12 protein-coding genes and 1 pseudogene are annotated in these 12,492 nt (G+C 60.1%); 7 read left to right on the top strand and 6 right to left on the bottom strand.

All coding sequences use genetic code 11. The features are described 5' to 3' along the window. Positions 1-79: 79 nt before the first annotated feature. Positions 80-1,066 carry a GlxA family transcriptional regulator gene (locus tag QE432_RS06420; RefSeq protein ID WP_113291652.1) on the bottom strand — a complete coding sequence of 329 codons (987 nt, stop codon included), beginning with the start codon at positions 1,064-1,066 and terminating at the stop codon, positions 80-82. A 129-nt stretch (positions 1,067-1,195) separates the two neighbouring features. On the opposite strand from QE432_RS06420, the pseudogene QE432_RS06415 reads away from it, so the two are divergent. The 7 genes and pseudogenes from QE432_RS06415 (at position 1,196) to QE432_RS06385 (ending at position 6,012) form a co-directional block, all read left to right on the top strand. Continuing rightward, a pseudogene (locus tag QE432_RS06415) lies at positions 1,196-2,023 on the top strand (alpha/beta fold hydrolase). Positions 2,024-2,050: 27 nt separating this feature from the next. Then, positions 2,051-2,842, top strand: a complete 792-nt coding sequence (locus tag QE432_RS06410; RefSeq protein ID WP_113291588.1) for an SDR family NAD(P)-dependent oxidoreductase — start codon at positions 2,051-2,053, stop codon at positions 2,840-2,842. Between the two features lie 13 nt (positions 2,843-2,855). Then, entirely contained in the window at positions 2,856-3,341 is a 486-nt protein-coding gene (locus QE432_RS06405) for a hypothetical protein (protein WP_003511169.1), read from the top strand. Between the two features lie 193 nt (positions 3,342-3,534). Then, the gene (blh, locus tag QE432_RS06400) at positions 3,535-4,830 is read left to right on the top strand and encodes a bifunctional sulfur transferase/dioxygenase Blh (RefSeq protein WP_065687816.1); all 1,296 of its coding nucleotides are present in this window, start codon (positions 3,535-3,537) and stop codon (positions 4,828-4,830) included. Then, positions 4,824-5,177: a sulfite-sensing transcriptional repressor BigR gene (bigR, locus tag QE432_RS06395; protein WP_065687817.1), complete on the top strand. Its 354-nt coding sequence runs from the start codon at positions 4,824-4,826 to the stop codon at positions 5,175-5,177. Before blh ends, bigR begins: the two co-directional genes overlap by 7 nt. Beyond that, complete coding sequence (locus QE432_RS06390) at positions 5,174-5,581, top strand: YeeE/YedE family protein (protein ID WP_142851168.1); 408 nt, start codon at positions 5,174-5,176, stop codon at positions 5,579-5,581. The genes bigR and QE432_RS06390 overlap by 4 nt, the downstream gene beginning before the upstream one ends. Beyond that, a complete protein-coding gene (locus QE432_RS06385; protein WP_065687818.1) occupies positions 5,578-6,012 on the top strand; it encodes a YeeE/YedE family protein in 435 nt (144 codons plus the stop codon). The genes QE432_RS06390 and QE432_RS06385 overlap by 4 nt, the downstream gene beginning before the upstream one ends. A gap of 60 nt (positions 6,013-6,072) precedes the next feature. Here QE432_RS06385 and gpmI read toward each other — a convergent pair whose 3' ends face one another. The 5 genes from gpmI to QE432_RS06360 form a co-directional block, all read right to left on the bottom strand. Next, entirely contained in the window at positions 6,073-7,590 is a 1,518-nt protein-coding gene (gene gpmI / locus QE432_RS06380) for a 2,3-bisphosphoglycerate-independent phosphoglycerate mutase (RefSeq protein WP_065687819.1), read from the bottom strand. Positions 7,591-7,802: 212 nt separating this feature from the next. After that, positions 7,803-9,056, bottom strand: coding sequence for a dihydrolipoamide acetyltransferase family protein (locus QE432_RS06375; protein WP_065687820.1), 1,254 nt, complete (start codon positions 9,054-9,056; stop codon positions 7,803-7,805). A 2-nt stretch (positions 9,057-9,058) separates the two neighbouring features. After that, on the bottom strand, positions 9,059-10,072 hold the full coding sequence (locus QE432_RS06370; protein WP_013761697.1) for an alpha-ketoacid dehydrogenase subunit beta: 1,014 nt from the start codon (positions 10,070-10,072) through the stop codon (positions 9,059-9,061). A gap of 3 nt (positions 10,073-10,075) precedes the next feature. Beyond that, positions 10,076-11,314 carry a 3-methyl-2-oxobutanoate dehydrogenase (2-methylpropanoyl-transferring) subunit alpha gene (locus QE432_RS06365; protein ID WP_003511177.1) on the bottom strand — a complete coding sequence of 413 codons (1,239 nt, stop codon included), beginning with the start codon at positions 11,312-11,314 and terminating at the stop codon, positions 10,076-10,078. A 44-nt stretch (positions 11,315-11,358) separates the two neighbouring features. Then, a complete protein-coding gene (locus QE432_RS06360; RefSeq protein ID WP_060642351.1) occupies positions 11,359-12,486 on the bottom strand; it encodes an acyl-CoA dehydrogenase family protein in 1,128 nt (375 codons plus the stop codon). Positions 12,487-12,492 lie beyond the last annotated feature (6 nt).

Here is a 12,492-nt window from a genome sequence, read left to right as displayed (position 1 = left end):
CACCCGCCACATTGCAAGGGCCGCGCTCTCGCACCAACCTCGTTGCAAAGCGGCAATGTCGCAACTGCGGGATTTGCCCTCAGGCGGCCACCATGGCCGAACCGCTGGAAAAGCGGTTTCTGTACTCGCCCGGCGAGAGGCCGAGAATACGGTGAAACACACGACGGAAGGCAGCGGCATCCTCGTATCCCACCGACCAGGCGATCTGGTCTACCGAACGACGGGTGAATTCCAGCAGTTCCCGCGCCTTGCCGACACGAAGATGCTGGACATATTCGATAGGCTTCATACCGGTGGCGGCCTTGAAGCGGCGAAGGAAGGTTCGCTCCTCAAGCCCGGCATGTGCGGCCATATCGGAGACACTGGTCGCCCGCCCGGCGCGCGCCTGCAGCCAATGCTGCACCTTCAGGATCGGCTCGTCGCCATGCGTCAGCCGCGGCGCGAAACTGCTGTAATGTCGCTGCTCCCGACCGGAGGGGTCGATCAGAAGGAACTTACCGGTCTCGATCATCACCGAAGGCCCAAGCAGCCGGTCAACAATGCGCAGACCAAGATCAGTCCATGCCATCAGCCCACCCGCCGTGATGATATCGCCGTCTTCGATGACGATCTTGTCTATCTCCAGGCGGATATCGGGAAAGCGCTCGCGAAACCGTTCCGCAAACAGCCAGTGGGTAGTGGCCGGGCGGCCGGCCAAAAGACCTGTCGCAGCGACGATGAAGGAACCTCCGCAACTGGCGGCCAGCGTCGCGCCCTGCGCATGCCGGTCCAGCAGCCAGCGGGCATAGGGCCCGGCCTCGTCGATTTCGGCTGGCCCGGTCAGCCTGCCGGGTACGACGAAGATATTGGGATGCCCCGCCCTGCCCGGCTCGGTGTCATGACAACGGGAAAACTCACCGCCCTCACCCATGCTCCAGTGGCTGACCCGCAGTTTCGGCCCACCACGATCCTCTGAGAAGACCGACGCGATGGCAAAAAGATCGGTGATGCCGTGCACCATGGCGACCTGACAGTCCCGGTAGAGAACCAGACCGACTTCCAGCGCACTTCCCGCAACACCCGCCATGCCCCACATCCCCGTTTTGTCAGTTTCGGCTCGTTTTCTGTCAGAAGCGCCAATCCAGCCCCGGCTGTCTCCAGAGTATCTCTATTCCCACAGGACGCAAGCAAACCACCCGCAACAGGAGAGAGAGCCATGACAACGATAGTCACCAGAGACGGAACGCACATCTTCTACTAGGACTGGGGTTCGAAAGACGGCCAGCCCATCATCTTTTCCCACGGCTGGCCGCTCAGTGCCGATGCATGGGACGCGCAGATGGTATTCTTTGCCAATAACGGTTTCCGCACCATCGCCCATGATCGCCGCAGCCACGGCCGCTCCGACCAAGTCTGGCACAACAACACCATGGATCAATATGCTGACGATCTGGCCGAGCTGATCGAACAGCTCGATCTTCACGACATCATTCTCGTCGGCCATTCCACCGGCGGCGGCGAGGTAACGCGCTATATTGGCCGCCATGGTACGGCCCGCGTCGCCAGGATCGCCCTCATCGGCGCAGTACCGCCACTGATGCTGAAGACGGAAAGCAATGCCATCGGCCTGCCGATCGATGTTTTCGACGGCATCCGCAAGGGTACCTACGACAATCGTAGCCAGTTCTTCAGGGATCTGACCATTCCTTTCTACGGCTACAACCGTGAAGGTGCTGTGATTTCTGAAGGTATTCGCGACGAGTTCTGGCGGCAGGGCATGATGGGCGGCCTCAAGGGCCAGCTAGACAGCATCCGCGCCTTTTCGGAAAGCGATTTTCATCAGGACCTGAAGGCTTTCGACAAGCCAACGCTCGTACTGCACGGCGACGACGACCAGATCGTGCCGATCGGCGCTTCTGCGCTCTCCACGGTCAAGATCGTCAAACATGCGACCCTCAAGGTCTATGAGGGCGCCGACCATGGACTGACACAGACCCATCAGGACCGGTTCAACGCCGACCTTCTTGCTTTCATCAACGCCTGAAACCATCAGACAAAGGAAACACGTGACATGACACAGAATACGTTTCTCATCACCGGCGCGTCCGATGGCATTGGCGCTGTTTATGCCGAGCGCCTGGCAAAACGCGGCCACGATCTTATCCTCGTGGCGCGACGCGCCGAAAAGCTTAAGACGCTGGCCGAGCGGCTGGAAAAGGATCACCAGATCGCTGTCAAGGTTCTGGCAGCAGACCTTTCACGGGCGGAAGACCTCGAAAGGGTAGAGGCACGGCTGCGCGAGGACCGGCGGATCATCGGTCTCGTCAACAATGCCGGTATTGCCGGAGACGGCGCTATCACGGAACTGGACCCGGCCCATGTCGCGACGATGATCAATCTCAATATCCTTGCCGTCACCCGGCTTGCAGCGGCGATCGCACCGCGTCTTGCAGCAGATGGAAAGGGCACGATCATCAATATCACCTCGGTCACGGCCTTGATGCCGGCTGCATTTACCGCCGTTTATCCGGCGACCAAAGCCTTTGTGCTTGCCTTCACCGAGGCGCTGCACGCGCAGCTTTCCCCTTCCGGCGTTCGGGTTCAGGGTGTCCTGCCGGGCATCACCCGCACGGCCATCTGGGACGAGGAACGTCTCGACGCCATTCCCGCCGCCATGGTCATGGATGCCCACGAGATGGTGGATGCAGCCCTGGCCGGTCTTGATCTGGGCGAGACGCTGACCATTCCTTCCCTGCCGGATACGGCAGACCTTGAAAATTTCCTTGCGGCCCGCGCTGCATTGAGGCCCAATCTATCGCATGCACATGCCGCCAGCCGGTATGGTGCAACCCAAACTGAATAGAGGGAGACGCATCATGATCCTCGGACTGACCATTCCCCAATTCACGACATTGCACGTTGCCTTGAGCCTCATAGGCATCGTAACCGGATTGATCGCCCTGCCCGCTTATGCGGCAGGGCGATGGATGCCGCGCATGATGGCGCTGTTTCTCGTCACCACGCTCGCCACAACGCTCACCGGCTTCCTGTTTCCAATCGGCAACTTCACACCGGCACTCGGCGTTGGCATCATCTCGACCATCATTCTGGCGGTCGCGCTGGTCGCGCTTTACGGATACGGTCTCAATGGCAGGGCGCGAACTGTTTATTCGATCACCGCCACGATGGGCCTTTATCTGAATATGTTCGTGCTGATCGTTCAGTCCTTTCTCAAGGTCGAGGCACTGAACGCACTTGCTCCGAACGGCAACGAACCACCATTCCTTGTCGCTCAACTCGCCCTGCTTGTTGCGGCAATCTGTCTTGGCTGGAAAGCGACGCGCCGCAAGCTTTTAGCCTGAAGCCAGCCCCCGCCCACACTCACCTGCGGGCTTCCCGGAAAAGCACACTTGCTCGATCCCCTTCGGGCAAGCTTGTGATTTCGTCGCGAACACAGGAAATCGCCACCTCTGAAATTTTCTCTTCCGTCTGTTGCCGCCGAACAATATACATTATATGATAACGTATATTAATTTAGAACAACAGGAGAAACCGATGAGTGCCGTGAGGATCAACGAACGTCTGACGGTCGCAGGCCAGCCGGATATCTCCGACTTTTCATCGCTTTCCGATCAGGGCTACAAAAGCATCATCAATGCCCGGCCGGATGGCGAAGAGCCCGGCCAGCCGGGCAATGAACATGAAAAAAGCGCCGCCAATGCTGCGGGTCTTGCCTACAGTTTCATTCCGGTCAATGGCCCGACTATTACCGAAGCCGATATTCGTGCCTTTCAGCAGACGATGACCGAGGCAAAAGGCCCCGTATTTGCCCATTGCAAGGGTGGAGCGCGAGCGCTGACCCTCTATGTGCTTGGCGAAGCGCTGGACGGGCGCATGAAACAAAGCGAGATCGCGACTTTCGGCCAACAGCATGGTTTCGATCTTTCCGGCGCCGTCCGCTGGCTGGAGCGGCAGGCTGCGGCAAAGCCGCACGTCAAGGCTTTCTTCGATCCGAGCACATCGAGCGTGCAATATGTCGTTTCCGACCCCGCAACCCGGCGCTGCGCCATCATCGATCCGGTCTACGATTTCGACGAGAAATCGGGGGCGACCGGCACGGTGAATGCCGATGCCATTCTGGCCTATGTCAAGGAGCAAGGCCTGGCGGTGGAATGGGTTCTGGACACGCATCCGCATGCCGACCATTTTTCCGCCGCCCACTATCTCAGCCAAAGAACCGGCGCGAAAACGGCAATCGGCGCCAAGGTCACCGGTGTGCAGCGGCTGTGGCAGGAGAAATATAACTGGCCCGATCTTGAAACAGACGGCTCGCAATGGGACCGGCTGTTTGAAGCGGGAGACCGGTTCACCATCGGCTCGCTGGAAGCTCGCGTGCTGTTTTCACCCGGACATACGCTTGCCTCCGTAACCTACGTGGTGGGCGACGCCGCATTCGTGCATGACACTCTTTTCATGCCTGATTCCGGCACGGCGCGCGCCGATTTTCCAGGCGGCAGCGCCAGAGAGCTCTGGGCATCCATTCAGGACATCCTCGCCCTCCCCGACGAAACGCGGCTTTTCACCGGCCACGACTATCAACCCGGTGGCCGCGCGCCCAAATGGGAAAGCACTGTTGGAGAACAGAAACGCGGCAATCCGCATCTGGTTGGCATGACAGAGGAAGGCTTTATTCAACTGCGCGAGGCGCGGGATCGCACCTTGCCGATGCCGAAGCTCATTCTGCACGCCTTGCAGGTGAATATCCGTGGCGGCCGCCTGCCGGAGCCGGAGGCCAATGGCAAACGTTATCTGAAATTCCCGCTCGACGTGCTGGAGGGCAGCACATGGTAAAGGAAAACATGCGGAAACAGATACCTGATATCACCGAAATCCCGCTTGTCGAGATGGAGGAACGCGCAGTCGAGGTCGCCATACTCTTGAAGACGCTTGCCCATCCCGCGCGGCTGATGCTCGCCTGCACGCTGGCGCAGGGGGAGTTTTCCGTTGGCGAGCTGGAAGCCAAGCTGGATATCCGCCAGCCTACACTTTCCCAGCAGCTTGGGGTTTTGCGTGAGGCGGGCGTTGTTGAAACGCGGCGCGAGGCCAAACAGATCTTCTACCGGTTAACCGAGGAAAAAGCGGCGCAGCTGATCGAGGCTCTCTATACCATCTTCTGTGCGCCGGAGGAAAACCCGTGACAGCCTATTGGCCCTCTCTATTCGGCGGTATGCTGCTCGGCCTCGCGAGTATTCTTCTGTTTCTCTTTAACGGCCGCATCGCCGGTATCAGCGGCATCCTGGGCAATGTACTCGGCAAGGAACGGCGCTTGACGGATGTGGCTTTCGTCGCAGGTTTGCTCACAGGCCCCTATCTTTACGCCGCCGCATTCGACCGCTTTCCCGCGCTCACCATATCTGCACCCTGGCCGCTGATCGTCATTGCTGGGCTGCTGGTGGGGTTCGGTACGCGCATGGGATCCGGCTGCACATCCGGCCATGGCATCATGGGTCTTGCACGATTTTCCCGGCGCTCCATCACCGCCACTGCCATCTTCCTGATCACCGGTATCCTTGCCGCGACGATAACCGGAGCGCTGTCATGAAAAATCAGGTCATGGCGCGTTTCGTGGTGGCACTTGCGGCCGGGGCACTGTTCGGATTTGGCCTCTCCCTGTCCGGCATGATCGATCCTGCCCGCGTTTCAGGCTTTCTCGACGTGGCGAGCGGCCATTGGGATCCGAGCCTGATGTTCGTTCTCGGCGGTGCGGTTTTGGTCGCCGTGCCGGGCGTTCTGTTGTGCCGTTTCCTTGCCAAACCAGTTCTCAGTGCGGAATTTCACCTTGCCGCCAAAACTCGGGTCGACGCGCCGTTGGTTGTGGGCTCGGCTATTTTCGGCGCAGGCTGGGGGTTTGCCGGTTTCTGCCCCGGCCCGGCGATATCGGCGCTTGCTCTCGGCCTAATGCCGGTCATTCTCCTCGTTTGCGCCATGATCGCCGGCATGCTCGTTCACGACCGAATCTACGCCAAACGGTAGGCATTTCCGCCTTGCCTGGACATGCGCGAGAGCAGCAGGCTCTCGCGCATCGTCGCTGGATTACAGGTCGATCAGGCTTTTGCCCGTCATTTCCGCAGGCAGCGGCACATTCATCAATTGCAGCAGCGTGGGAGCGACATCGGCGAGGATACCGTCATGCAGCTTCGCGCCTTCAGGTCCACCGAACAGGATCACCGGCACCGGATTGGTGGTGTGCGCGGTGTGCGGGCCACCGGTTACCGGGTCGACCATGGTTTCACAATTACCGTGGTCGGCAATCACCAGCATGGCGCCGCCAACCTTTTCCAGAGCGGCAACGACTGCGGCGAGCCCCCGGTCCACGGCTTCGCAAGCCTTGATCGCGGCTTGCAGATCGCCGGTATGGCCCACCATGTCGGGATTGGCGTAATTGGTGACGATGAGATCGTAACCCTTGCCGATCGCCTCGACGAATTTCTCCGTCACCTCAGGCGCGCTCATTTCCGGCTGCAGATCGTAGGTCGCAACCTTCGGAGACTTCGGCATGAAGCGGTCTTCGCCCACTTCAGGTTCTTCCTTGCCACCATTCAGGAAGAAAGTGACATGCGGATATTTTTCCGTCTCGGCCAGACGGAACTGCCGCAGACCCTGCTTGGCAACCCAGGCACCCAAAGTATTTTCGATATCGCGCTTAGGGTAAGCCGTCGTCATGAAGGTCGCATGTTTGGTCGAATATTCCACCATGCCAAGCAGCGCCGAAAGCACTGGCTTTTCACGGACAAACCCGTCGAAATCATCCGCACCGATGGCAAGCAGGATTTCACGAGCGCGGTCGGCACGGAAATTCAGGCAGAAGAGACCGTCGCCGGATTTGAAGCCTTCGTAACCACCGATGACCGTTGGCAGGATGAATTCGTCCGTAACATCATTTTTGTAGCTTGCGGCAACCGCGCTCACCGCGTCCGGCGCATGTTCGCCCCGGCCGAGAACCATGGCGTCATAGGCCTTTTCAACACGCTCCCAGCGATTATCGCGGTCCATCGCATAATAACGGCCGATCACCGTGCCGATGCTGGCGCCTTGCGGCAGGCTTGCCGCAAATGCGGGGACGAAGCCCTCTGCGGACTGCGGCGCGACATCGCGACCATCGGTGATGGCGTGCACGACGACCTTCAAACCCAGATCGGTCAGCAGCTTCACCGCCGCCCGACCGTGGACGATGTGGCCGTGAACGCCGCCATCGGAAACGACGCACATCACATGCGCCACGCCGCCCGCAGCCTTCACCTTGGCGGCGAAATCGAGCATCGCAGCATTCCTGAAAAAGCTGCCGTCTTCGATAGCCAGATCGATCTGGCCAAGATCCATGGCGACGATGCGACCGGCGCCGATATTGGTGTGTCCAACTTCCGAATTGCCCATTTGCCCGGTGGGCAGACCGACATTCGGGCCGAAGGTGGTCAGCCGCGCATTCGGGCAGGTGGCGAAAAGCCTATCCATGGTGGGCGTGTTTGCCAGTACCGGCGCATTGCTGGACGTGTCCTCGCTCAGTCCCCAGCCATCGAGAATAGTCAGGACAACGGGTTTGGGAGTGCTCATGAAAGGACCTTCTTCTTCATTCGGTTGCCGACGAACAGCGAAGCGCTGGGCACCGGAGCGCCCCCGTCCGCCACTATGATCATGATGAGAAAACACGCTTCTCGTTCTTTCTCTTCTATACTCGAAGATCGCGAACGCAAGCCTATACCGACACCGAAACAGTTCCGTGAAGCTGAAGTGCTTCACGGAAGAAAATCCTTTTCGAACGAAGCTCAGCCGTCGATGAAGATCAGCGCCGGCTTTTCCAGCAGCGCCTTGATAGCCTGAATGAAGACGGCGGCATCCCAGCCGTCTACGACCCGGTGATCGAAGCTGGAGGAGAGGTTCATCATTTTGCGCGGCACGAAACCGCTGCCATCCCAGACCGGTCGCGTCACGATCTTGTTCACGCCGATGATCGCCACCTCCGGGTGATTGATGATGGGCGTCGAAACGATACCGCCAAGGGGGCCGAGCGAGCTGATGGTGATGGTGGACCCCGTCAACTCGTCCCGTTGCGCGGCGCCGGTGCGCGACGCCTCGGCCACGCGCATAACTTCAGCAGCACAATCCCAAAGGCCGAGCGCTTCCGTGTGGCGAACGACCGGGACCATCAGCCCCGTAGGTGTCTGCGTGGCTATGCCGATATGCACCGCTTCGTAGTGACTGACGACCCCTTTTTCGTCATCGAAGGTGGCATTCATGCCGGGATGATCGGCGACCGTTTTCACAAGTGCGCGCATCAGGAACGGCAGGATCGTCAGTTTCGGCTGTCCTGACCGGCGGTTGCCATTCATGGTCGTGCGCAAATCCTCCAGATCGGTCACGTCGATTTCCTCGACGTAGGTGATGTGGGGAATGCGGGAGACGGACAGCGTCATCTTCTCGGCGATCTTGCGCCTCAGCCCTGTCACCTTCACCTCTTCGACAGCGCTATCGCGGGAAGCTATCGGCGCAGCGGGCCGCTCAGATTGCGACCGTGCGGTCAGAAATGTATCGAGATCGGCGTGGGTGATATGCCCGTCCGGCCCTGTTCCCCTCACTTGTCCGAGATCGATATCGAGATCGTCGGCGCGCTGGCGAACGGCTGGCGACGCCAGAGGTTTATGGTGTTCCACCTCAGAGGAAGGCGGCGCATCCTGTATTTCGCGGGCGGGCTGGATTTCAGCCGCTGGCGGCTCTTCCGTCATGTCGGATGGCGCTTCCGGCTCGGTCACATCCGCGGGGGCAGCAGCAACAGCGGAGGCATTGGTTTCGATGCGCACCAGCGGTGCCTTAACCGCCACCGTATCACCCACCTCCGCTGCCAACCATGTGACGACGCCCGCAACCGGCGAGGGGATTTCAACCGTCGCCTTGTCGGTCATCACAGCGGCCAGCACCATATCCTCGTGCACGGGATCGCCGGGTTTGACGTTCCATTCCACCAGTTCGGCTTCCGCCACACCTTCGCCGACATCGGGCATAGTGATAACAAATTCCGCCATCTTCAGGCCTCCATGACTTCGACGAGGGCGCGCCCGACGCGGGCCGGCCCCGGAAAATAATCCCACTCCTGCGCGTGGGGATAAGGCGTATCCCAACCAGCCACACGGACGACGGGTGCTTCCAGATGATAGAAGCAGTGTTCCTGTACCAGCGAAACGACCTCCGCACCGAAGCCTGACGTGAGCGTTGCCTCATGCACCATGACGCAGCGACCGGTCTTGGCAACGGACTTTACAATGGTGTCCAGATCGAGTGGCAAAAGGCTGCGCAGATCGATGATCTCGGCATCCACGCCCGTTTCTTCCGCTGCGGCGAGCGCAACATGCACCATGGTGCCGTAAGCGATGACAGTGACATCCTGCCCGGCGCGGCGGATTTCGGCCTTGCCGATCGGAATGGTGTAATGTCCTTCCGGCACCTCGCCCATCTCGTGCTTCGACCATGGCGTTACCGGCCGGTCGTGATGGCCGTCGAAGGGGCCGTTATAAAGCCGCTTCGGCTCCAGAAACATCACCGGATCCGGGTCTTCGATCGAGGCGATCAGCAACCCCTTGGCGTCGTAAGGATTGGAGGGAACCACCACCTTTAGCCCGCAGACATGGGTAAAAAGCGCCTCCGGGCTCTGACTATGCGTCTGCCCGCCAAAAATGCCGCCGCCGGTCGGCATGCGCAGGACTATGGGGCAGGTGAAATCGCCATTGGAGCGATAACGAATGCGCGCCGCTTCCTGGGTGATCTGGTCATAGGCCGGGTACATGTAATCCGCGAACTGGATTTCGACGCAGGGGCGCAGGCCATAAGCGGCCATGCCGATGGCCGTGCCGACAATACCGGATTCGCTGATCGGCGCGTCGAAACAGCGTGTCTTGCCATATTTGCCCTGCAAGCCCTGCGTCGCACGAAACACGCCGCCGAAATAGCCAACATCCTCGCCGAATACCACCACATCGTCGCTGCGCTCCATGGACACATCCATGGCGCTGCGGACGGCTTCGATCATCGTCATTCTTGTCATGTCTCACCACCCTGCCTTCTGGCGCTGGCGGGCGAGATGCGGCGGCATCTCGGCGTAAACGCCCTCGAAAATATCCTTCTTTGGCGGCTTGCGGCCCTCATGCAGCGTACCGTGGCTTTCCGCCTCACGCTGCGCCTCAAGCACCTCGTCGGCAATTTCCGCTTCCGCCTGCCGGTGCCGCTCCTCCGACCAGACGCCGCGCAGGATGAGATGTTTCTTCAACCGCAGAACCGGGTCACCCAGTGGCCATGCCTCGGACTCGGTCTTGGGGCGATAAGCGCTCGGATCGTCGGAAGTGGAATGCGCGCCGACACGGTAGGTCACATATTCGATCAGCGTCGGTCCGAGATTGCGCCGCGCCCGCTCCACCGCCCAGCGAGCCACGGCATAAACGGCGAGATAATCGTTGCCGTCGACCCGGAGCGCCGGAATGCCGAAGCCCAGGCCTCTGGCCGCAAAGGTGCCGGAACCGCCGCGCGCGATACCCTGAAAGGTGGAAATGGCCCATTGGTTGTTGACGATATTGAGGATGACCGGCGCCTTGTAGGTGGAGGCGAAGACCAGCGCCGAGTGGAAATCCGATTCCGCCGTTGAGCCGTCACCGATCCATGCTGCCGCGATCTTCGTATCGCCCTTGATGGCAGATGCCATCGCCCAGCCGACCGCCTGCACATATTGCGTGGCAAGATTGCCCGACACGGTGAAGAAGCCATGCTCCTTCGAGGAGTAAAGAACCGGCAATTGCCGCCCATGCAGCGGGTCCAGTTCGTTGGAATAGATCTGGTTCATCATGGTGACGAGCGGGTAATCGTCGGCGATCAACAGACCGGCCTGCCGGTAGGTCGGGAAATTCATGTCGCCTTTGGAGAGCGCCTTGCGGAAGGCGCAACTGACCGCTTCCTCGCCCAGATGTTGCATGTAAAAGGAGGTCTTGCCCTGCCGCTGTGCCATCAGCATGCGGGCATCGAAAGCCCGCAGCCGCATCATGTTCTTCAGGCCGACGAGCAAATCCTCATCCGAAAGCAGCCCGGCCCACGGGCCGACAGCCTCACCTTGATGATTGAGGACGCGGATGATGGAATAGGCCAGATCGCGCATGTCTTCAGGTGCTGCGTCCACCTCCGGGCGTGGCACGGAGCCGGCCTTGGGTATCTTCACATTGGAGAAATCCGGTTGGTCGCCTGGCCGCACCGCTGGTTCGGGAACATGCAGGCTGAGATGCGTGGTTTCGGTAATATCCATTCTACTCCTCCCATCGCCATCTCCTCCAGACGACGAAACAATTTTCAGAGGTTTCGCGCGATGACCATGCGCTGGACATCGCTGGTTCCCTCGTAAATCTGGCAGATGCGTACATCGCGATAGATCCGCTCCACCGGATAATCCGCCATGTAGCCGTAACCGCCGTGAATCTGGATGGCGTCCGAGCAGACACGCTCCGCCATTTCCGAGGCAAAGAGCTTTGCCATCGAGGCCTCCGAAAGGCAGGGCTCGCCCGCTTCCTTCAGCGCCGCCGCATGCAGCACCAGTTGCCGCGCCGCCGTTATGCGCGTTGCCATATCCGCAAGCCTAAACGCAACGGCCTGATGCTCGATGATGGCTTGCCCGAAGGCCTTGCGCTCGCGGGCATAATCCCGCGCCGCCTCGAAAGCCGCCTGCGCCATGCCAACCGCCTGTGCGGCAATGCCGATACGACCGCCTTCCAGATTGGCGAGCGCGATGCGATACCCCTGCCCCTCTTCACCGAGCCGCAATTCGGCTGGGACCGCCATATCGGTAAAGGCAATCTGGCAGGTATCCGAAGAATGCAGACCGAGTTTTTCCTCGATCCTGATTACCTCGTAACCGGGCGTATCTGTCGGCACGATGAAGGCCGTGATACCTTTTTTGCCAGCAGCAGGATCGGTGACGGCGAAGACGATGACGACATCGCCATTCTTGCCCGACGTGATGAACTGTTTTGCGCCGTCGATGATATAGCGGTCGCCATCGCGCCGCGCTTTTGTCTTCAGATTGGAGGCGTCGGAACCGGCCTGCGGTTCGGTCAGCGCAAAACCGCCGATCCATTCGCCGGAGGCGAGCTTGGGGAGGAAACGCTGCTTCTGCTCTGCCGTGCCGAATTTCAGGATCGGCACGCAGCCAACCGAATTGTGGACGCTCATGATGGTGGAACAGGCGCCGTCACCGGCAGCGATTTCCTCCAGCGCCAGGGCGTAAGCGACAGCACCGGTTTCCGACCCGCCATAATCCTCCGAGACCAGCATGCCGAGAAAGCCGAGCTCACCCATTTCTTTCAGCTCGTCTTTCGGGAACCGGCTTTCCCGGTCGCGCGCGGCAGCACCGGGGGCAAGCCGCTCGCGGGCGAAATCGCGGGCCATGTCCCTGATCTGTTGCTGGGCTTCGTTCAGGATCATCTCCGC

Origin of the sequence: Agrobacterium sp. SORGH_AS_0745, assembly GCF_030818995.1 — a bacterium.
GTDB lineage: Bacteria > Pseudomonadota > Alphaproteobacteria > Rhizobiales > Rhizobiaceae > Agrobacterium > Agrobacterium tumefaciens.
The sequence above is the reverse complement of the archived record's forward strand: the minus strand, read 5'-3'. Positions and strand labels throughout refer to the sequence as shown.

Excerpts from the sequence above, each read along its gene's own strand:
- QE432_RS06375 (WP_065687820.1), bottom strand. The coding sequence starts at position 9,056 with ATGGCGGAATTTGTTATCACTATGCCCGATGTCGGCGAAGGTGTGGCG.
- QE432_RS06405 (WP_003511169.1), top strand. The coding sequence starts at position 2,856 with ATGATCCTCGGACTGACCATTCCCCAATTCACGACATTGCACGTTGCC.
- bigR (WP_065687817.1), top strand. The coding sequence starts at position 4,824 with ATGGTAAAGGAAAACATGCGGAAACAGATACCTGATATCACCGAAATC.
- gpmI (WP_065687819.1), bottom strand. The coding sequence starts at position 7,590 with ATGAGCACTCCCAAACCCGTTGTCCTGACTATTCTCGATGGCTGGGGA.
- QE432_RS06365 (WP_003511177.1), bottom strand. The coding sequence starts at position 11,314 with ATGGATATTACCGAAACCACGCATCTCAGCCTGCATGTTCCCGAACCA.
- QE432_RS06420 (WP_113291652.1), bottom strand. The coding sequence starts at position 1,066 with ATGGCGGGTGTTGCGGGAAGTGCGCTGGAAGTCGGTCTGGTTCTCTAC.
- QE432_RS06410 (WP_113291588.1), top strand. The coding sequence starts at position 2,051 with ATGACACAGAATACGTTTCTCATCACCGGCGCGTCCGATGGCATTGGC.
- QE432_RS06360 (WP_060642351.1), bottom strand. The coding sequence starts at position 12,486 with ATGATCCTGAACGAAGCCCAGCAACAGATCAGGGACATGGCCCGCGAT.
- blh (WP_065687816.1), top strand. The coding sequence starts at position 3,535 with ATGAGTGCCGTGAGGATCAACGAACGTCTGACGGTCGCAGGCCAGCCG.
- QE432_RS06385 (WP_065687818.1), top strand. The coding sequence starts at position 5,578 with ATGAAAAATCAGGTCATGGCGCGTTTCGTGGTGGCACTTGCGGCCGGG.
- QE432_RS06370 (WP_013761697.1), bottom strand. The coding sequence starts at position 10,072 with ATGACAAGAATGACGATGATCGAAGCCGTCCGCAGCGCCATGGATGTG.